Raw genomic sequence first — 18,319 nt, forward strand, 5'->3', positions numbered from 1 at the left:
GAGCGAGAGGTTCTCCGTCTTCTGATGCTGGGCGGCGCGATACGGATCCGGCATGTCTCCCTGCTCTCCGATGCGTACGGATACGACATTGAGGCGCGTGCGTCAGACGCGGAGAGCATGCACATTGAGGTGAAGGCGACAACTGATCCGACCCGGCTGGTAGTTCATTTGACTCGCCATGAGTACCAAGTGATGTCCAAAGATCCTGACTGGCTCTTGACGGCTGTGTTGATCGGTGCGCAAGGCATAGCCTTGAGCGTTGCGACGGTGAGCCGGGAATGGCTATGCGCCGCCTCACCTGAAGACCGAGACCGGCGAGGCATGTGGGAATCCGTTCGTTTCTCCGTGCCGGATCATGCCCTCACACCGGGCATTGCGAGCGGTGACGGCCGTCGGCTGCTACCGGAGGACGTCTTGCCGCTGATGCCCGTTTGGGGGCTGTCGTTGTCAGCCTGCTCCATGGCCTCCGCGATCCGGTTGCCCACCCCGTGAGCAACCGGCGGAGGGAAGGCGTTGCCTACCTGCCTGTAGGCGGACGTCTTGCGGCCCGCGAATGTCCAGTCTGGCGGAAAGCCTTGAAGAAGGGCCATTTGTCCGACGGTGAGCTTCACAGGCAGTGGATCACCGGGGGCGGGTGGTGCGTCTGCGACACCGGATCCGTTTACCCCGATCGCTGCCCATGCCTGGCGGGCGCGTGAAGGCCCGAGATCCGGCCCGCCGTGCTTCTTTGAACCGCCGCACAGCGTGGGGGCGATCTGCTGGGCTTGCTGGGCCCATGAGTCCGCGAGCTCCCATCCTCGGGATGCCATCGAGTCACGGAGGACACTTCCCACGAGCGCGGTTTCGCCCGGCGATGACTCTCTGTCTGGCCACCGGAAGCGTTTGAAGCTGTTTGGTTCCAGGGCTACGAGGACGGCACGCGGGCGGAGTTGAGGAACTCCGAAGTCGCGGGCGTACAGCAGTCGCCATTCAGCGCGGTATCCAAGCGCGGTGAGGGCTTGGAGGACCCCGGACCGGTAGGCTGCGAATTTCGCTTGAAGCAGTCCCTTCACATTCTCGAGTAAGACGGCCCTCGGTTTGATGGCTGCGATAAGGGTCAAGGCGGCCGGAAAGAGGTCGCGTTCATCGTCGGCTCCGAGTTGCTTGCCGGCGAGAGAGAAGGGAGGGCAGGGGACGCCTGCCGCCAGCAGGCTGATGCGGCGCCCCCGGGTGATCGCAGCCGCGCTGAGTGACCGGACATCTGCCTGCACTACGTTCCAGCCTGGCCGGTTGGTGTGCAGGGTCTGGCATGCATCCGTGTCCAGCTCGACCAGCGCTGCATGGGAGAAGCCGGCGCGTTCAAGGCCGAGCGCCTGGCCGCCCGCACCCGCGCAGAGTTCCAGACATGCGTAGCCGCCGTTGCTGGCGAGGTGTTGGGACACGACGAGGCCCTTCGAGACGGAACTGGTGACTGATGAGGAAAGCTTGCCGTCACTTGCCGCGGCAAGTGACGGCAAGCTACGCTCCGGCCACTATCGAAGGATGCATCGGAAGTATGTTCGGATGGAGTGGCTCTAGTGGAGATTGAGTTCGACTGGCGGGATGCGGCGCTCGGTACTCGTATCCGGGTGGCGTTGTGGCTCAGGGATGAAGTCGGTGAGGGCGGGACCTTCAAGAAGCAGACCCTTCGTGCCGCAATCCAAGGTGCTGAGCAGGTAGACCGGCGCATGCGAGACCTCAGGCCGGCTGGCTGGGAAATCAGGACCTATCGAGACAAGCCCAGCCTGCAGGCGGACGAGCTCTTCCTGGAGAAGGTCGGACTCCCGGTCTGGGAAAGAGAGCATCGCGCGGCAGGGCTGAGGCAGATCAGTGCCAAGACGCGACGCTTCGTTTTCGAGCGCGACGGCCACATGTGCCGGCGCTGCGGCGCGGCCGCAGGGGAGGCGTACCCGGATGATCCGGGTTCTCGGGCGCGGCTGACCCTGGGGCATGTGAATCCGCATAAGTCCGGTGGCGGGGCGAATGCTGAAGAGCTGATCACTGAGTGCGCCCGCTGCAATGAGACCGTGAAGCACCTCACAGGCTCGCAGATGTCCCGTGAGCAAGTGTGGGACCGGATCAAGGAGTTGCCCGTCAAGCACAAGAAGGACTTGCTGGCGTGGATGGCCGTGGATGCCCGCCCGCTGAACGCTGCTGAGCGGGCGTGGGGCATGTACCGTCAGCTGCCCGCAGGGGTGCGTGATGGGGTAAGGCGGGACCTGGAGGCGCTGCTTGAGAGCTGACGCGTACTGGGAAAACTGCCCACAGGCGCAGCTCTCGGTGGCTCTGGATGCGACACTTGCGTGTCTGTAGCTAGTCACCACCAGGAGGCGTTCGATGAGTTCCAGCGGCCAGCCGCTGACCTCCATTGAGATCTGCGCGGGTGCGGGAGGCCAGGCTGTCGGCCTTCATAACGCGGGATTCCGTCATCTCGCGCTTGTTGAGATTGATACGCATGCGGCCGCTACGCTGAAACTCAACGTGGCAGAGCGGAAGCTGTGGGGGGAAGAAGAGGCGAAAGGATGCCAGATCCTCTCCATGGATGTGAAGGATTTTGAGCCCCCTTCAGATGGGGACCTCGCTCTACTTGCTGGCGGCGTGCCCTGCCCGCCATTCTCTGTCGCGGGTAGACAGTTGGGGAAAGATGATGAGCGTGATCTTTTCCCTGAAATGTTGAGACTCGTCAACCACCTCAAGCCTCGCGCAGTAATGATCGAAAACGTTGCTGGGCTTGTCAAGCCTTTTCATAAGTTCGCCAGTTATCGTGAGGAAATCAAGAAGAAGATTCGCTCCGAGGGCTATGTAGTCTGTGGCTGGCGCCTCCTTGAAGCAGCAGACTATGGAGTTCCTCAGCTCCGACCCCGAGCAATTCTGGTGGCTATTCGGAAGGACTGCTACCGAGGGTTTGAATGGCCTAAGCCGTCAGGTGAACTGGTGACGGTGGCGGAGGCCTTGAAGCCTACGATGGAACGCCGCTTCGATAGCGTCGGCAGGCATGAAGGGTATGTGAAATGGTGGAAGAAAGCCACTGATGCTGGCGCCGTCGCTCCTACCTTGGTTGGGGGATCTAAAAAGCACGGCGGGGCGGATCTGGGCCCCACCCGGGCAAAGAGGGCTTGGGCAGTGCTCGGTGTGAACGGTATGGGCGTCGCCAACGATGAGATTGATGTAAATATCGAAAGGGATCTGGGCAATCTCGATTTGAAGATCGAGGATCCTGAGATCAAGCGTCTCGGTCCCATGCTTACAGTTGAACAAGCGGCGATCATCCAAGGATTTCCGCAGAATTGGCGATTCTCGGGACGTAAGACCGCCCAGTATCGTCAAGTGGGAAACGCTTTTCCTCCGCCCGTTGCCGAGGCTGTTGGGCGATCTATCAAGGAATCCTTGGAGCGGACCGGAGATATTCTCGACCCCCCCGACGGGGACCTCGAACTGGACGGAACGATCTGTGCTTCAGATCGAGATACCCTGATCTGAATTCGGCTTCCGCCGCTCCTCAACTGTCTGTACAATTTTTGCAGCGGATTCCTCGGCAGATGTGTGCTCCCAGAACCGCAGTACAAGCCATCCGGCGTCAGTAAGCCGCTGATCAGTGTCGCGGTCGCGCGCCATATTGCGCGCGACCTTTTCTGACCAGTACCCCGGGTTTGTCTGTGGTGATACGTAGTGCTCAGGGCATCCGTGCCAGTAGCACCCGTCAATGAATACGGCAACCTTCGCGGGACGGAAGACCATATCCGCTGTCCTGCGAAGGTCTGGCAGCGGCCTTGCCGCAACCCGGTACCGCAGGCCGTTTGCATGGACCAGCCTCCGGATCAAGCGCTCAGGCTTGGTGTCCCGACTTCGAATGGCCTGCATGTTGCGACGTCTCGCTGCAGATGAAGCCCAAGAGCCTTCAGGTGGGACCCAGGGCTGCGGGTCTTTCATCTCCTGCTCCTGCATTGTGTCGAAGGGGCTGGCGCTCTAACGCTCTCGAAGGCGTTTGGCCCTCCTGCGCGCACGCTCCAGGGCGGCAACCGCGGCTTGCGGGCCTTCAGGAGGCCACGGCTCCCAGTGCTTCAGCCGATAGAAAGACAGGACGCGACGTCCCTTCTTCCGCTGAGAGTTCTTGATGACCCAGCCCAGAGATCTTAGCTCGCGCATGCGTTTTGTCGGATCTCCGTGGTTCTCCTCGCGAGCGACGAGATCGATAAGCTCCTTCGGGACATCTTCGCCGTGCATGGCCTTCAGTAATTCGCCGATGCGCATGTGGACTTCGGGCAGCCCGAGCGACTCGCGCAGAGCGGCACTGTGCTCCTGGTAGTCGGCGAACAGTGCCTGCTTCGCGTGGTTGTCTTCAACACAGAGGAGTTGAAGGTTCTCCGCGTCATTGGTGCCACCGAGATCGAGGGGGACCATGTGATCGATCACTAGTTTTACATGGTCATCCTTCGGTGTGCGGCCACAGGCCGCACAACGGTTGCTGTAGGTGTGATAGACGAGAGCGCGGGTCGATGCGGAGATACTCTTCCTGGCCGTTCGCTGATCGGCGTCAGGATTCCACCCCAGCAGAGGATATGAGAATGAGTTCGCCTTCCCGGGTATCCGGTGTGCAGGCACATCAAAGTATGTCCGCAGAGAGCGAAGGCGACGATCCATCTGCAGGTTAGATTTTCCGCTGAGAACCTTGACACGCTCCCTGATCGCAGCCATCTCCAGGGGATTTTCGCGCGAATCGTAGAGCACGCGGTATACAGCGCGTGTCTCAACGTCAGTTACCAGCTCCCGCAGTTCCTGGCTGTCCGGGGTAGGCAGGGGGCGGGAGTCGTTTGGCTGTGGCATTGGTCCTTACGTTCGCTCGTCAATAACAGGGTGTGAAGCCGCGCTACGGTGCGTCGATGACAGCCTCGTCTTCACGAGACTTGTCAATGGTACGGAAACGGACCAGGGGGCCTGGCTTGGCGTGGGGATCTGTCGCGGGTATGAAGGCCGCTGCGATCACTACCTTGTTCGGGCTGATCTGACCGTTCGCGACGAGCGAGGCGGGAGTTCCGAGGTCTGTGCTCACGACCGGATAGAGCAGGACCGCGCCTCGCCGTGGCTGGTGGAACTCGGTGGCGTACGGGTCATCCTCAACAAGCTGGAGCTTCCCTGCCACGCGTTCCGCGGACTGGCGGTGCGCCAGACCGGTGATGCGGTTGAACGGGCCGTGTGCCAGACGGGTTCGCCGGACGAGGCTGAGCGGCTCGCTGCCGAGGATGCTGGCGGAAACAGAATCCCGGCTGCTCGTCTGGGGCGCTATGACGAGCCAGTCATTCGTAGCGCAGTCAGGATCACGCAGGAAGTTCAGGTGAGGGGTGAATAGGTCCGGTCGGTCCCAGATCAGCCCGGCCATGATGTCGAGCAGTTGGCTGTGCGGGATCACGCATGTCTTCGCCGAGTACTGGGTGTAGTTACCGCGGTCACGTGGGTTCAGGTGGACGAACGGCACCGGTCGCTCGCTCAATGAGGTGAGCACAGGCAGCCAGACTTTGGCGTTCTGGCGCAACTCAGTGCCTGCCTCCGGGTAGGCCTTGGGCTCTACCCACTCACCGGGAGACCGTACCTCCACGAGTTCCGCGTTGAACATTTTGTTCCGTGCCGACGGTTTCACCCACGGCAGGTGCTGTGCGACCAGGGGCGGCACCTTCGCCGGCGTCAGCTGAGGCTTGCCGTCGACCATCACAGAGTAGCGGGACAGTTGCTCGCGGAAATTCTCTTCGTCGCGGCAGACCGCTTCGAACGCCTCGTACAGATCGGCTGACTGGGACTTCGTCAGAGCTTCCTCGCGGCCGATGTATAGCCGGACCAGGTCCCGGTAGCTCGGGCGGAAGCCAAACCAGCGGCCCATCTGCATAAGAGTGTCCGCTTGGCGGGTGGTTCGCCGGTAGTACGTGATGGTGAGGCCCTCGACAGTGAAACCGCGGGACAACTTCGTGCCGCCGACCAGGATTTTCCATACGTTGGGATTGCGGTCGAAATCAAGGTCGAGCTGGTCGAAGTACCGGTCGGTGTCGCCATTGACCACGATGACCGGGTTGCCGTTCTTGCCAATAAGCTGGCGGGCTCGGCCGACATAGGGACGCAGCTCGTGGAAAGCGGAGGGGAGCGGAAGGGCGCCATCGGACGTGTCGTTCTCGGTCCCAGCCAGTGCCCTGCTCACCGGTGCGAAGTCGCGGTCGAAGAGTGTCGCTAGCCGGGCGTGACCTGCCGTCGAGGAATAACCCGCCTCATGCCACATGGAGTTGAGGCGCAAGGCCAGTGCCGCATGGTCGTCCATCCTCACCGATTCGTGGACGAGCATGGTGTGGTGGCGGAAGTGCCCTTCCGGAGCACCCCGATCCGCCCGGTACAGCTTGAGCGCACCGGTGAGGACAAAGGCGTCCATGGCCTCCTGGAGGCGGTCGCCTGTTGACTCGTAGACGCTGCGGACATGAGCCTTCTCGCGGGAGGTGGCGAAGTCACGCTCCTGGTATGGGATTTCGGAGTCAAGGTCGTGGAAGTCCTGGACTCCCATGTAACCGCTCGGCCGGGGAAGAGAAATGAGGAAGTCGGTCGGGAAGATGTCCTCGCTGTCGCTGGGGTCGACGAAGACGTTGGCGAACGGGGTGGCGGTGTAGCCAACGTACTGCGCACGCGGCAGAAGTCCCAAGAGCTGAGAGATCAGCCCGTTGATGGCGGTGCGGGTGGGGCGGCCCGAATCCCATTTCTTAGGGTCGGTGGTGTTGACGGATGCCTGGTCTGACTCATCGTCGATGATCAGGACCGGGAGCTGGTCGAGGAGACCGTGGATCTGCTTGAGGTCCTTGACTAGTTTGGTCAGTACCGCTTTGTTCTTCTTCACGACCAGCATGCGGGCGGCGGAGTGATGAAGGTTACGCGGATCATGGAGCGGCGCCACTGGTTCACGCTTCTCGAATTCGAGAGCGCGGATTCCCTGGGCCAGGGACTTGTAGTCGCTGTCACGCGTGGTGAGGCGCTCAATGTCGAACGCGCCAAGTGCGGAGGGCCGTGCGCCGTACTGGACGAACTTCGGCCAGTCCTCGTCATCGCCTACGTAGTCGATGCCGACGAGCGTGTCGACATCAGACGCGTTGGCGCCCCGAAGGATGTTTTCCTGGCCGATCAGCTCCATGTCGATGCGGCGCTGTGTCTGGGCGCGTAGCAGGTTAAGGGTGCCGCTGAGAACGATGACCAGGCGGTATCCCGCGTCGATCGCCTTCGCGGCGACACCGGTGAAGTTGGCTGTCTTCCCGGACTGTACATAGCCGACAACGAGACCCTTGGCCTGGCGGGCTGTGGACTGTTCAGGGTCGGTGAGGCGTTCGACTACGGCACGGCTGGCCTCGTGGAGGGAAGCCACAGCGGCATCGCTCCAGCCCTTCCTGCGCAGTACTTGTTCGTAGGCTGCCCAGTAGAAGGAACGCGTAGTAGCCCGTTCCAGCGTGTACCAGGGCGTGAACTCCCGGGTGACAATCGTGGGCCCGGGCGTCTTCGGGACAGGAACGGCCAAGTTCAGCGCGGCCCGCACCTCGCCGTCGAAGCACAGCCGGGCATAGACAGCGGCTCGGCGTTCATCGCTGCGGGCAGGGGTTTCCGGAGACCATGCAGGGTGCTCGTCGAAGTCCCAGGCGCTGAGGGCGCGGCTCCACACCCCCTTCAGCGCCTCGTCACCGCATGCCAGAAGCCTCAGGAATACGGTGTCAGAAAGATCAGTGCCGGGATAATCCTCGTCCGCGAACTCGGCTGCCCACTTTGCGAAGTGGCGCGGGCGGTCGTGCATCGCCGACAGGGTAGAGGCGTGCACTTTCAGGAGAGTACTGGAAGAGGAATCTGCTTGGTTCACGGCGTGGAAATCCTCGTCGGCAGGTCAGTTAGGACAGGCAGGTCAGGAGCTGTACCGCTCGCGCCGCTCCCGCTGAGCGTGAACGGACGCCATCAGAATGCCGTTGAAGTAGTCGATGCGGTCGGCGCGAGTCTTCTCCCAGCGGCCCAGACCGAAGCAGTCCTCCAAGAGGAGGTACAGCAGAGTCTTCGCCACCGGAGCGTCGTTGGCACCGCCCCTCTGTCCGTCATTGAAGTCCTCCCGAAAAGCCTTGTTGAGGACGAGGACGTTGTTCTCGCGATCCAGATCAAAGAATCGGTTGTCTGCTAGCGCTCCCCAAACGAAGTCGATCGGCTCCTCGCCTGGTTTCTCGGGAAGCTCCTCCTTGATGATCCGCTTGATTCTGGGGTCCAGGCCCTTACCTGGGGATGTCACAGCCTTGCGCACAATCTCGGTGCGCTTTGAACCATCCCTGTACGCCGACTCCGCGTCGCTGAGGAACGAATGGAAAGTATTTCCGCCTGTATCCACCGCCTTCTCGATGCCGAGGGTGAATGCCGGGGTGACGGTGACGGTCTCCTTCTTCACGTCGAGGCTCATGACGCCGTTCGGCTCGGAGGGGAGGTCGACTGCGATGCGAGCCAGCACGAGGTGGCTCTCGGGGTTCCGAAGGCCGTTCCAGCCGCCGGCCTGGACGAGGCGGTCGTTCCGGTAGAAGTAGAAACCCTGCCGGTCAGACAGCGCGCCAATCTGGCGGAAGCCTGCCTGCTTGGATTTGGCCGGCCAGACGTGCACGGCTAGTTGTACTTCTCCAGCACCTTCCACGGGCGCAGTGAACTCCCGCGGGTACCCAGCCTTGCCGGGCACTTTGTAGCCGAAGGGGTCCAGTGCTTCGACCGCGATGTGATCCACTTCCTCGCCTATGCCCTCCTCGCCGGAACTCACATCCCATACCGCGATGTCGACTTTCAACCCCTGCTGAAGGAAACGGTGCAGGTAGAGGCCGAGGTGGGTCTCCAAGCGAGAGATAGCCTTCGACAGGTACTGGTCGCTCTGGCCGCGTCCGACAGTCTCGAAGGCGCGTACACGGTCCCAGCGCACGACCGTGCCGTGCCACTCGATGATTCCGTCGTAGCGGTCAATGAGGTCTTGTGCGTAGTGAGGGTCGACGGTGTCACAGCGGAATCCGTCCTCTATGCCCTCAGCTGTGAGACAACGGCCTGCCGCGCGACTGCGTTTCGTACGGCTGACCATCGTCAGCGACGAAGCGTGGGACAAGGATGCGGCCTTCAGGCCCGTGCCGTACATGCCGAGAGAGTCATCGCCGTACTCTCTTCGGTGCCCCACTGTCATCGCGGCGTCCAAGTTGGCATCGTCCATACCGCGGCCGTTGTCGATGATCAAGAGGGTGGCAATGCGATTGGTATCGCGCAGGAAATGCACGACGACCTCATCAGCGCCTGCATCGATCGAGTTGTCAATTAGGTCGGCCACGGCGACCTCGAACCCGTAACCCTGATTCGTCAGGGCTTTGCCGTAACCAGCATCTGGAGGCAGGTAGGCGCTGCCGGTGGTGGGGACGTCGTACTGCCAGGCGCTACCGGGCTCGTAAGGCATCGCGATCCTCATACACACAGGTCAGGGCCTGCATGGGGAAGCGGCCCGTCAGCTCAGTCGATAAGTGTGACCGTACTGCAAAGGTCGGACATAGGTGCAGTTGATCCCAAAAGAGGAGAGGAAAGTCCCCTATCTCCGGTGTGCAGGTCCGGGCGAGCGCCCTGGAGTGCTTCATGGCACTCCGGACGAGTGCGGCGTTCATACGCTTGCTGAGCGACCGAGTGAGGGCACTACTTGTCCAACACCGGAGGGACGTTAAGGCGGTTCTGCGGCACGGGGTCAGCTTGTCGCCTGCTGGCAGAGCACGCCAGGTTTGTGGAGAGAGTTCGGTTGGTGTGCACCTCGACGACCGCGCGTCGGTCGGACGGGTCGTAGCGGAGGACTACTGGCGTGCTGTGGAAGAGGCCTGGTAGTCGGCGTGGCGTTCGCGGGGGCAGTCGCGGGTGGCGAAAACGCCCATGGACGATCAGCCCGCGAAGAGGAGCGCGATGGTGAGCCAGAGCTGGTCCACGTCGGGCTCCTCCGGGCAGGCAGCCAGGTCAGCTCGTCGATTGAGTCTGCTGCCCCGTGGGCGGTCGACCGATCCGTTCAACTGGTTCTTGCGGACGGTCTGTTCGAGCGAGCCGTTCAGGCAGTGTCCCCGTGGCACCCCTCATACACCCGCCCCGACCCACACCAACACGACGCCCCCCGCTCCGGCGGCCAAGCCTCCGCCCGACCCCGCGCCGCCAGCGTCGTCGCATACTGCGGCAGCAACAACGCATCCCCAGGCGAAGCCCCCTCGGACGCCGCGAACGCCTCATAAGAAGGAACCGTGCCCGTCACGATCCCCAAGTTCGGGGTGCCCGAGGCCGCCAGCTCCCTCAGCGATTCCTCTATCGTCGCGAGGTGCTCCTCGTGGGACGGGTACTCCTCGGCCAAAGTCGGGTACGCCGACAGCAGTTCCGTCAGTTCCGAAGCCGGCCAGTGCAGTATCGCCACCGGGAACGGGCGGGACAGCGCCTCCCGGTACTTGCCCAGTTCCGCTCGGAGGCGGGAGATCTCCGCCTCCAGCTCCGCCGGGTTGTCCGAGCCCAGGGACCAGACTCGTTTCGGGTCGTGGAGTTCGTCCAGGGAGACCGGGGACGAGTGGAGCGTGTCCGCCAGGGCGTCCCAGTTGTCGTGGGGCAGGCCCAGCATGCGGCGTACGCGGTGGCGGCCGAAGAGGATCGGGTGGGTCGCGTACGGGGGTTCCTGGACGTCCGTCAGGAGGTGGGCCGCCGCCTCCGTGAACGTCTGCTGTGCGGCCTCCAGCTCGTCATGGGACTCCAGGGCCTCGGCCACGATCACCCAGGGCGCCGGGTCGCGCGGGGACGCCGCGCGGACGCCCTCGATGATCGCGGTTGCCTCCGCCTCGTGGCCGTACTCCCAGAGGTTGGCCGCCTTCAGGGCCCGTACCAGAAACGGGTTCTCCAGGGCGGTCGGGCCGGAGAGGAGGCGGTCGTAGAGGGACGTGGCTCGGGGGCGGTCGTCGGCCAGTTCGAGATGGGCCGCGGCCTGCGACAGCAGGTGCTCGGCGTCCTCGGGGTAGAGGCCAGCGGTCCGCTCCAGGCGTGCTGCTTCGGCGTGGTGGTCGACGTATTCGGCGGGCGTGTCGGGGCGCATGGGGGACACCGTACTGCCGACCGCCCGGCGGAGGAGAGGTATGGGCAGGCCAGGGGTGAGATCTGCCCGAGGGGCCCGCGTCGTACGCGGTGTGGGGGGAGCAGCGCCTTCATGGGGATGGTGAGTTCGGGGCTCAGCCTCTAGCCTGCGGCAGCCACCGCAGGCAGACGGTCCTGACGGTCTTGAGGGGAGGGGGTGGACCCGTGCGCGTTCCCGTCGTTCATCAGCAGCGTCGGCGGCGGCGTGCTCGTTACCTCCGCTTTCTCTGGAACGGTGCCGAGGTCCTCGTAACCCTCGGTGTTGTTCTCCTGCTGCTCGTCGTTCATCAGTTGTGGTGGACCAATCGGCAGGCCCGGGAGGGCGCCGAGCGGAAGGTCCAGGCCCTGGAGAGGGAGTGGGAGACGGATACGGGTAGGGATACGGAGTGGGGTGCCATCGGTGGGGATGAGGGTGGGGGCACCGTCCGCGGCGGAGCCGCCCCCGGACCCGAGCCCTCCTCCGGCGGTAGTTCCCCGCGTGCGTCCGGCTCGTACTCCGACTCCGGCTCCCTCGCCAACCCCCGCCCCCGCTGGACCCAGGCCTACGCCATCCTCTCCATACCCCGGCTCGACCTCCGCGTTCCCGTCGCCGAAGGGGTCGGCAAGGTGGGCGTGCTCAACAAGGGGTACGTCGGGCACTATCCGGGCACCGCTCAGCCCGGGCGGGCCGGGAACTTCGCCCTCGCCGGGCATCGGAACACCCACGGTGAGCCCTTTCGGTACATCAACCGGCTTCGGCGGGGGGACCGGGTCGAGGTCGAGACCCGGGCCGCCGTTTACACGTACGTCGTCGACAGGACGCTGCCGCAGACCTCGGCGGGAGATGGGGGAACGATCCGCGAAGTCCCTCGCAGCACGGTTCGGCCCGCGTACGGGTACACCGAACCCGGTTACTACCTCACCCTCACCACCTGTACTCCGGAGTACACCTCCAAGTACCGCCTCGTGGTCTGGGGGAAGCTCAGTTCCATGCGGCCCCGCTAGGGCCACTCGTTCGCAGGCGGTCAGGCGGTCAGGTCTTCTTGGGCTTGTCGTAGGGGCCCAGGAAGCGTGGTGCGCCGTTCTCCACGCGGTGGAGGAAGAGGCTGTTGACCCAGAGGAACAGCTTGGTCACCGGATCGAACTTGATGGTCTTGGCGAGCCCCTTGTAGGTGGTCTGGCGGAGCCTGCGCACCATGGCGCCCCGCTCGGGCTCGACGTTGCCCAGTTCGCGCAGGCCCTGAGCGATGAAGAGCAGCGCGTCGTACGCCTCCACCGCGAAGCGTTCGACGGTGCGTACCCCGAAGCGCTTCTTGTACGCCTTCACAAAGCGTGCCGCGGCGGGCAGCTCGGCCGGGTCGACGTACGTCGTGGTGATCACCCAGCCCTCGGCCGCCGGGCCCGCCTCCGTGAGGAACGCGGGCTGCAGGACCGGTTCCGGCGCCATCCGTGTGCCGCGGAATCCCGCCTGTTGCAATGCGCGGGCGCAGAGTGCGGCCCGGTGCGGCGAGGAGCCTGCGTACACCACGGCCTCCGCGTCGGCGGCGAGGACGGCGGCGGCGACCGTGTCGAAGTCCTCGCTGTCCGCGGGGACGACATGGGTCGTGGTCGTGCCGTTGGCCGGCGGGTACGCGGTCAGGTCCTTGACGATCTGCCAACTGGTGAGGCCGGCTGCCTTGTCGTCTATGAGGGCGGTCCTGCGGCTCTCCTCGGTGTGGGTGAGGTAGTAGATGAAGGGCGTCGACAGAGCGTTCTCGTCGGGCCGGAGCTGAAGGTACGCGCGGGTGGTGGCCTCGATCGTGGACTTGGCGTTTAGATCGGCGCCGGCGGAGACGGTCACGATGGGCAGGAGGGCCTTCTCGTAGCGGGAGACGGCGGCCTCGGCCGTGGCGCTGCCGGTCGGGCCGATGACGGCGTACACGTCGTCGTCCGCTACGAACTTTCCGGCCACCTCCGCCGCCCGCTTCGCCTCTCCCGCGTCGTCGAGCACCTTCAGGGCCAGGTCGAACGTGCGGCCGTCACGGGAGCGGGAGTTGAAGTCCGCCACGGCCAGCCGTGCGCCCCGCTCCTGGGCCAGGCCGATCGCCTTGTCCGGTCCCGACAGGTCCGCGTGCAGACCGATGACGTACCGGGGGAGGGGTTCGGAGCGCGTCGCGCCGTCGCTGTCGCTGTCGGACCTGGGTCTGGTGGCTGCCCACGCCGCCAGGCCGCCGCCGGTCAGGACCACCGCGGCCGCCGAGCCCAGTGTCAGCAGGCGGCGCCGGGAGACGGAGGGCCCCTCCAGCGGCTGCACGAGCGTGGTCGGGCCGGGGTCGGGGCCGGGGTAGGGGGCGGGGTCGGGCAGGGCCAGGACGGCGGACGAGCGTTCCGCGATCAGCCGGGGCAGGGAGGGCGGCAGCCAGTCGTCCGTCCGTTCGCCCGCCTGATTGTCTGCCGGTTCGCCCGTCCGTTCACCCGCCCGTTCGCCCGCCTGATTGCCCGGCTGGATGCCCGGCTGGATGCCCGGACCCGGCTGTTCGCCCTCCCGTTCCCCCGCACCTCCATCCGCACCTCCATCCGTATCTCCGCCCGTACCTCCGCCCTCCCGGGTACTCCCGCGGGCGCTCCCGTCCGTCAGTGCGTCCCGCACCGCCTCTGCCGTGGGTCTGGCCGCCGGGTCCTTGGCGAGGCAGTCGGTCAGCAGCGGGACCAGGGTCCACGGCACGGCGTCCAAGTCCGGTTCCTCGTGGACCGTACGGAAGATGATGGCGGCCGGAGTGCCCGTACCGAACGGGCGGCGGCCGGTCGCCGCGTACGCCAGGACGCAGCCCAGTGAGAAGACGTCGCTCGGCGGGCCGATGTCACGGCCCTGCCCCCGTGCCTGCTCGGGCGAGAGATAGCCGGGCGAGCCGATCACCACGTCGCTCGCGGTCAGCGCGGTGGCACCGGTGGAACGCGCGATGCCGAAGTCGATCAGCCGGGGGCCGTCGAGGGCGAGCAGGATGTTGCCCGGCTTGACATCCCGGTGCACCAGGCCCGCGGCATGCACCTCGGTGAGCGCTTCGGCCAGCCGGGCGCCCAGCGCGCGGACCGTCCGCTCCGGCAGCGGGCCGTGCAGCGTGACGGCCTCGGCCAGCGACGGGCCCGGGACGAAGGCGGTCGCCAGCCAGGGTTCGCGGGCCGTCGGTTCCGCCGCAGTGACCGGTACCAGCCACCGTCCGGTGAGGCCGCTCGCCGCCTCCGCCTCGCGCCGGAAGCGGGCCCGGAAGTCGTGGTCGGCCGCGTACTCGGCGCGGATCACCTTCAGCGCGACCAGCGCCCCGCCCGTCGAGCGGGCGAGGTAGACCACGCCCATGCCGCCCGCGCCGAGCCGTCCTAGCAGCCGGTAGCCGCCGACGAAGGGCGGGTCGCTCGGCTTGAGCGCGCGCACCGCCGCGTGCCCTGCCGCGGGTTCATTCTCGTGCTCTTCCGCGTGCCCTCCCGCGTGCTCTTCCGCGCTCCCCTCCGAGTGGGCTCCGCCCACCGCTACACCTTGGAGGGGGCTTCGCCGACGAAGCGGAACCGGCCGTCCTCGACCTGGTACAGGGATACGCCCCAACCGGCGAACGTGCCGTCCTCCGGCCTGAAGGAGAACTCCTTGGTGATGCCCTTGTAGCGGCTCTTGCGCAGCAGGCCCACCAACTCCTTGCGCCCCGGCGGCCGTCCGCCCTTCGTGGCCTTCGCGGCCTTCACCAGCTCCTGGAGGACGAGGTTGACGGCGTCGTACGCCTCGGCCGCGTAGTAACCGGGCGCGGCACCGAAGCGCTTGCGGAAGGCGGCGGTGAAGGCCTCGGCCGCGGGCACGGCGGAGGGGTCGATGAAGGAGGAGGTCAGCATCCATCCTTCGGCCGCGTCCCCGGCCTGCTCCAGGAACGCCGGGTCGATCACGGCCTGCGAGGTGATCCGCGGCCCGTCGAAGCCGACCGTCACCAGTTCCTTGGCAACCCGGGCCGCACCCTGCGCATAGCCGGCGTAGACGAAGGAGCCGATCCCGGACCGCAGCATGTCGGCGATGACGGGTTCCAGGTCGTCCGTGTCCGCCGGGACCACCCGGGGGTAGGCCGGCCGGCCCAGTCGGCGGAGCATCATGTTGGTGATCGAGGCGGTCTCCTGGGCGTAGGTCCGCCCCGTGCGGTCCTGGAGCAGGCCGGCGCGCCGTGTCCCTTCCTGCTTCATCAGATACACGCCGAGCGGAAAGGCGAGGTAGGAGTCGCTGGGGCGGCAGTGCACGAAGGACCGGTACTGCTGCTGGGTCAGGAGCAGTCCTCCGGCCGAGACGCACAGCAGCGGCAGCAGGGCCTCGTCGTAGGTGCTGAGAACGGCGTTGGCCGTGTCGTCGCTGGTCGGGCCGAGCACGGCGAGCACGTCGGCGTCGTCGATCAGCCTCTTGGCCGCGCCCGGCGCCCGCCCCGCGCTGCCGCCGTCGTCCACGGGCTTCAGAGTGAGCTCGAAGGGCTTGTTCTTACGGGAGTTGAACTGTTCGATCGCCAGCCGCGCGCCCTGCTCCTGCGCCTTGCCCGCCGTCCGCTGGGGCCCGCTCAGATCCGCCTGTAGGCCGATGGCCCAGCGGCGGGCCCGCGGCGCCGAAGCGCCCGGAGGATCATCGTCGCGCAGGACGGCCCAGGCCGCGGCCCCGCCCCCGGCCATGAGCAGCGCCGCGCCGGAGGCCAGGAGCAGCCGCCGTCGGCCCGGCGACGCCGGCTCCGCGTCGTCCGGCGCTTCGGCCGACGCGTCGGCGTCGGCGACGGTGGGCTCGATGTCGGGCAGCGCCAGCATCTCGGCCGAACGGTCGGCGATGACCCGTACGACGTCCTCGGGCAACCAGTCGATCTGTTCGCCCTCGGGCACCGTGTCCTCGATCAGCAGCACCGTGCCGAACTGCTCGGCCGTCGGACGGTCCGCCGGGTCCTTCGCCAGGCACAGGCGCAGCAGGGTCAGCAGCTCGACGCCCTCCGTGTCCTCCCCGGCTTCGATGCCGGCCAGGTCGGGTTCGTCGTGGACCGTACGGTAGAGCAGGGCGTCGACCGTGCCGGTGCCGAACGGCGGACGGCCGCTCGCCGCGTACGCCAGCAGGCAGCCCAGCGAGAAGATGTCGCTCGCCGGGCCCACCTCCGCGCCACGCGCCTCGGCCTGCTCGGGGGAGAGGAAACCGGGCGTGCCGACGACCATGTCGGCGGAGGTGATCGCGGTCTCGTCGGTCGCGCGGGCGATCCCGAAGTCGATCAGGCGCGGACCGTCCACGGCGAGCAGGACGTTGGCGGGCTTGACGTCGCGGTGGACAAGACCGGCGGCGTGCACCTCGCGCAGCGCCGCGGCGAGCATCCGGCCCAGGACCCGCACGCTGCGGGTGGGCAGCGGGCCGTGGCGGGCGACCGCCTCCTCCAGCGAGGGGCCGGGTACGAAGGCGGTGGCCAGCCAGGGCTCGTCCGCGTCCGGGTCGGCGCCGGTGACCGGCACCGCCCAGGGGCTGGTCACCCGGCGGGCCGTCTCGACCTCACGGCGGAACCGGGCGCGGAAGTCCGGCTCGTGCGCGTACTCGGCCTGGATAACCTTGACGGCGGCCAGTGCCCCGGCCTCCGTACGGCCGAGGTAGACCACGCCCATCCCGCCCGCGCCGAGGCGGGCCAGCAGCCGGTGCCCGCCGATCGAGGCGGGGTCGGTGGGGAGCAGACGCTCGCTCATTCCGGCGCCTCCAGTTCGCTCTCGGCGAGGCTCAGCATCCGGCCCACTCCCTGAAGCATGGCGGCGTCGACCTCCTCGTCGGTCCGGCCCTTGGCGCCTCTGCCGACGACGGCCATGGTGACCTGGGCCAGCCGGTTCTGCATCCAGTAGTAGTAAAGGGGGCCGCCGAGTTCGTCGCTGTAGTACTTGCCGCTTTCCGTGAGCGTGTCCTCGGAGTTGATGTTGCCCAGCAGGCCGAAGGCCGACGCCTGGGAGAACAGGTCGCTGATCCGCTCGCCCTGGCGGAGCTGCTGGTCGGGGCAGCGCAGCGCCTCTTCGAGGGTCTCTGCCATCTCCCAGTCGGCGGCCGTCGCGGTTTTGTGCACGGTGACGGCGGCGGCGATGCGGATCGGGCCCTTGCCGTCCTCCGCGGGCAGTTCGCTGTAGCGGGTGAGGCTGGCGAGCACCGTCGCCGGCAGCGGCTCGCGCTGCCAGACGCACTTCGCGTTGAGCACGGGCCAGAAGCCGGGGTCACTCTCGTACGGGTTGCGCTTGACGAAGCCGGGGCCCCAGTCGGCGGGCTCCGCCGCGACGGCGCGGGCCAGGCGCAAGGCCTCCGCGCGGGTCTTCGGCGCTCGGCCGGGATCGGGGGTGAAGTCCAGGACTGCGGCACTGGCACTGGAGGTGGGACTCGGGGCCGGGCTGGAGCGTGTGTCAGCGCTCGCGGTCGCCCCTTCGGAGCCGGTGGGTCCGGAGCCGGCGGGTTTGGCGGTCCCGTCGTCCTTGTCCCCGCCCCCGCCCCCCGAACAGGCGGCCAGCAGCAGCCCAGTGGCCAAGGCGCAGAACGACAGCCGCACACGTCTTCGGTACACCATCAACTCCCCCCACCCGTACGCGAGTTCCCCCGCGGGGAGGGTATCGACTATGCCCCCGGGGTACTACGAACTTGCCGGAGTCCGTCGTTCTGCATCCTGTATAACGGCAGGAGGCCGCAGAATGGCTGGGGACCAGAAGGACCAAAGGGTCAAAGGGTCAAAGGATCACAAGGCGGGAGGGCAGTCGATGGCGCGGACCTGGGCTCAGCTGAAGCCCGCCGTCCTGCTGCTCGTGCTTCTCCTGCAAGTGGCGCTCCTCGACACCGGCAGCCTCTCCGGAGCCGTCGCCGTCACGTTCGCCGCGACCGCCGCGGCCGGGTCCGCGCTCGCCGCCTGTTCCCTCATCGCCTCACGGCTCGCGCCCGCCGTGCCTCGTACGCGGGTCCGTACGGCCATGCGTGACCGTGAGCAGCGCACGGCGTTCCTGCCGCAGCGCGATCCCGACGCCCGTGGGCGCAGGCGGCCACGGGCACCCGGCCGTTCCCTCCTGACGGCCGCGTAGGGGACCACTCTTCGGGACGCCTTGGGACTCTCGGGACGTCTCTTCGGGACGCTCTCAGAGCCTCCGCGGGAGATTTCCGGAGATCCTCAGCAGACCCCACCCCCGCGCGGGTCGTCATGCC

The 18,319-nt window shown here is 66.4% G+C and carries 15 protein-coding genes and 1 pseudogene; 5 read left to right on the forward strand and 11 right to left on the reverse strand.

The window, feature by feature from the left end; all coding sequences use genetic code 11:
• Positions 1-24 precede the first annotated feature (24 nt).
• A pseudogene (locus OHA11_RS48570) lies at positions 25-216 on the forward strand (DUF3883 domain-containing protein); the annotation flags it as partial.
• Between the two features lie 137 nt (positions 217-353).
• On the opposite strand, the gene OHA11_RS29630 reads toward OHA11_RS48570, so the two are convergent.
• Positions 354-1,496: a DNA cytosine methyltransferase gene (locus tag OHA11_RS29630; protein WP_266501595.1), complete on the reverse strand. Its 1,143-nt coding sequence runs from the start codon at positions 1,494-1,496 to the stop codon at positions 354-356.
• Between the two features lie 60 nt (positions 1,497-1,556).
• Here OHA11_RS29630 and OHA11_RS29635 point away from each other — a divergent pair, with 60 nt between their 5' ends.
• Both OHA11_RS29635 and OHA11_RS29640 read left to right on the forward strand, forming a co-directional pair.
• Entirely contained in the window at positions 1,557-2,261 is a 705-nt protein-coding gene (locus tag OHA11_RS29635; RefSeq protein ID WP_266501597.1) for an HNH endonuclease, read from the forward strand.
• 94 nt (positions 2,262-2,355) lie between these two features.
• Positions 2,356-3,498 carry a DNA cytosine methyltransferase gene (locus tag OHA11_RS29640; protein ID WP_266501598.1) on the forward strand — a complete coding sequence of 381 codons (1,143 nt, stop codon included), beginning with the start codon at positions 2,356-2,358 and terminating at the stop codon, positions 3,496-3,498.
• Here OHA11_RS29640 and OHA11_RS29645 read toward each other — a convergent pair.
• The 7 genes from OHA11_RS29645 to OHA11_RS29675 all read right to left on the reverse strand — a co-directional run bounded on the left by OHA11_RS29645 (position 3,475) and on the right by OHA11_RS29675 (position 11,451).
• Positions 3,475-3,948 (reverse strand): very short patch repair endonuclease, encoded by a 474-nt coding sequence (locus OHA11_RS29645; protein WP_266501599.1) that lies wholly within the window; start codon positions 3,946-3,948, stop codon positions 3,475-3,477. The genes OHA11_RS29640 and OHA11_RS29645 overlap by 24 nt on opposite strands.
• Before the next feature lie 36 nt (positions 3,949-3,984).
• Positions 3,985-4,746 (reverse strand): HNH endonuclease, encoded by a 762-nt coding sequence (locus OHA11_RS29650; protein ID WP_266501600.1) that lies wholly within the window; start codon positions 4,744-4,746, stop codon positions 3,985-3,987.
• 139 nt (positions 4,747-4,885) lie between these two features.
• Complete coding sequence (locus OHA11_RS29655; RefSeq protein WP_266501602.1) at positions 4,886-7,822, reverse strand: Z1 domain-containing protein; 2,937 nt, start codon at positions 7,820-7,822, stop codon at positions 4,886-4,888.
• Positions 7,823-7,927: 105 nt separating this feature from the next.
• The gene (locus OHA11_RS29660; RefSeq protein ID WP_266507552.1) at positions 7,928-9,481 is read right to left on the reverse strand and encodes an ATP-binding protein; all 1,554 of its coding nucleotides are present in this window, start codon (positions 9,479-9,481) and stop codon (positions 7,928-7,930) included.
• 466 nt (positions 9,482-9,947) lie between these two features.
• Positions 9,948-10,130, reverse strand: a complete 183-nt coding sequence (locus OHA11_RS29665) for a hypothetical protein (protein ID WP_266501604.1) — start codon at positions 10,128-10,130, stop codon at positions 9,948-9,950.
• Positions 10,109-11,125 (reverse strand): SEC-C domain-containing protein, encoded by a 1,017-nt coding sequence (locus OHA11_RS29670; RefSeq protein WP_266501606.1) that lies wholly within the window; start codon positions 11,123-11,125, stop codon positions 10,109-10,111. Before OHA11_RS29670 ends, OHA11_RS29665 begins: the two co-directional genes overlap by 22 nt.
• A gap of 140 nt (positions 11,126-11,265) precedes the next feature.
• Complete coding sequence (locus tag OHA11_RS29675) at positions 11,266-11,451, reverse strand: hypothetical protein (protein ID WP_266501608.1); 186 nt, start codon at positions 11,449-11,451, stop codon at positions 11,266-11,268.
• A gap of 3 nt (positions 11,452-11,454) precedes the next feature.
• Here OHA11_RS29675 and OHA11_RS29680 point away from each other — a divergent pair, with 3 nt between their 5' ends.
• Positions 11,455-12,147 carry a class E sortase gene (locus OHA11_RS29680; RefSeq protein ID WP_266501610.1) on the forward strand — a complete coding sequence of 231 codons (693 nt, stop codon included), beginning with the start codon at positions 11,455-11,457 and terminating at the stop codon, positions 12,145-12,147.
• Between the two features lie 28 nt (positions 12,148-12,175).
• Here OHA11_RS29680 and OHA11_RS29685 read toward each other — a convergent pair whose 3' ends face one another.
• The 3 genes from OHA11_RS29685 to OHA11_RS29695 all read right to left on the reverse strand — a co-directional run bounded on the left by OHA11_RS29685 (position 12,176) and on the right by OHA11_RS29695 (position 17,657).
• Positions 12,176-14,551 (reverse strand): bifunctional serine/threonine-protein kinase/ABC transporter substrate-binding protein, encoded by a 2,376-nt coding sequence (locus OHA11_RS29685; RefSeq protein ID WP_266507554.1) that lies wholly within the window; start codon positions 14,549-14,551, stop codon positions 12,176-12,178.
• 95 nt (positions 14,552-14,646) lie between these two features.
• Positions 14,647-16,842: a bifunctional serine/threonine-protein kinase/ABC transporter substrate-binding protein gene (locus tag OHA11_RS29690; RefSeq protein WP_266501612.1), complete on the reverse strand. Its 2,196-nt coding sequence runs from the start codon at positions 16,840-16,842 to the stop codon at positions 14,647-14,649.
• Positions 16,839-17,657 carry a hypothetical protein gene (locus tag OHA11_RS29695; RefSeq protein ID WP_266501614.1) on the reverse strand — a complete coding sequence of 273 codons (819 nt, stop codon included), beginning with the start codon at positions 17,655-17,657 and terminating at the stop codon, positions 16,839-16,841. Before OHA11_RS29695 ends, OHA11_RS29690 begins: the two co-directional genes overlap by 4 nt.
• Before the next feature lie 226 nt (positions 17,658-17,883).
• On the opposite strand from OHA11_RS29695, the gene OHA11_RS29700 reads away from it, so the two are divergent.
• Positions 17,884-18,198 carry a DUF6412 domain-containing protein gene (locus OHA11_RS29700; protein WP_266501616.1) on the forward strand — a complete coding sequence of 105 codons (315 nt, stop codon included), beginning with the start codon at positions 17,884-17,886 and terminating at the stop codon, positions 18,196-18,198.
• Positions 18,199-18,319: the final 121 nt, after the last annotated feature.

Origin of the sequence: Streptomyces sp. NBC_00878, from assembly GCF_026341515.1 — a bacterium.
Lineage (GTDB): Bacteria > Actinomycetota > Actinomycetes > Streptomycetales > Streptomycetaceae > Streptomyces.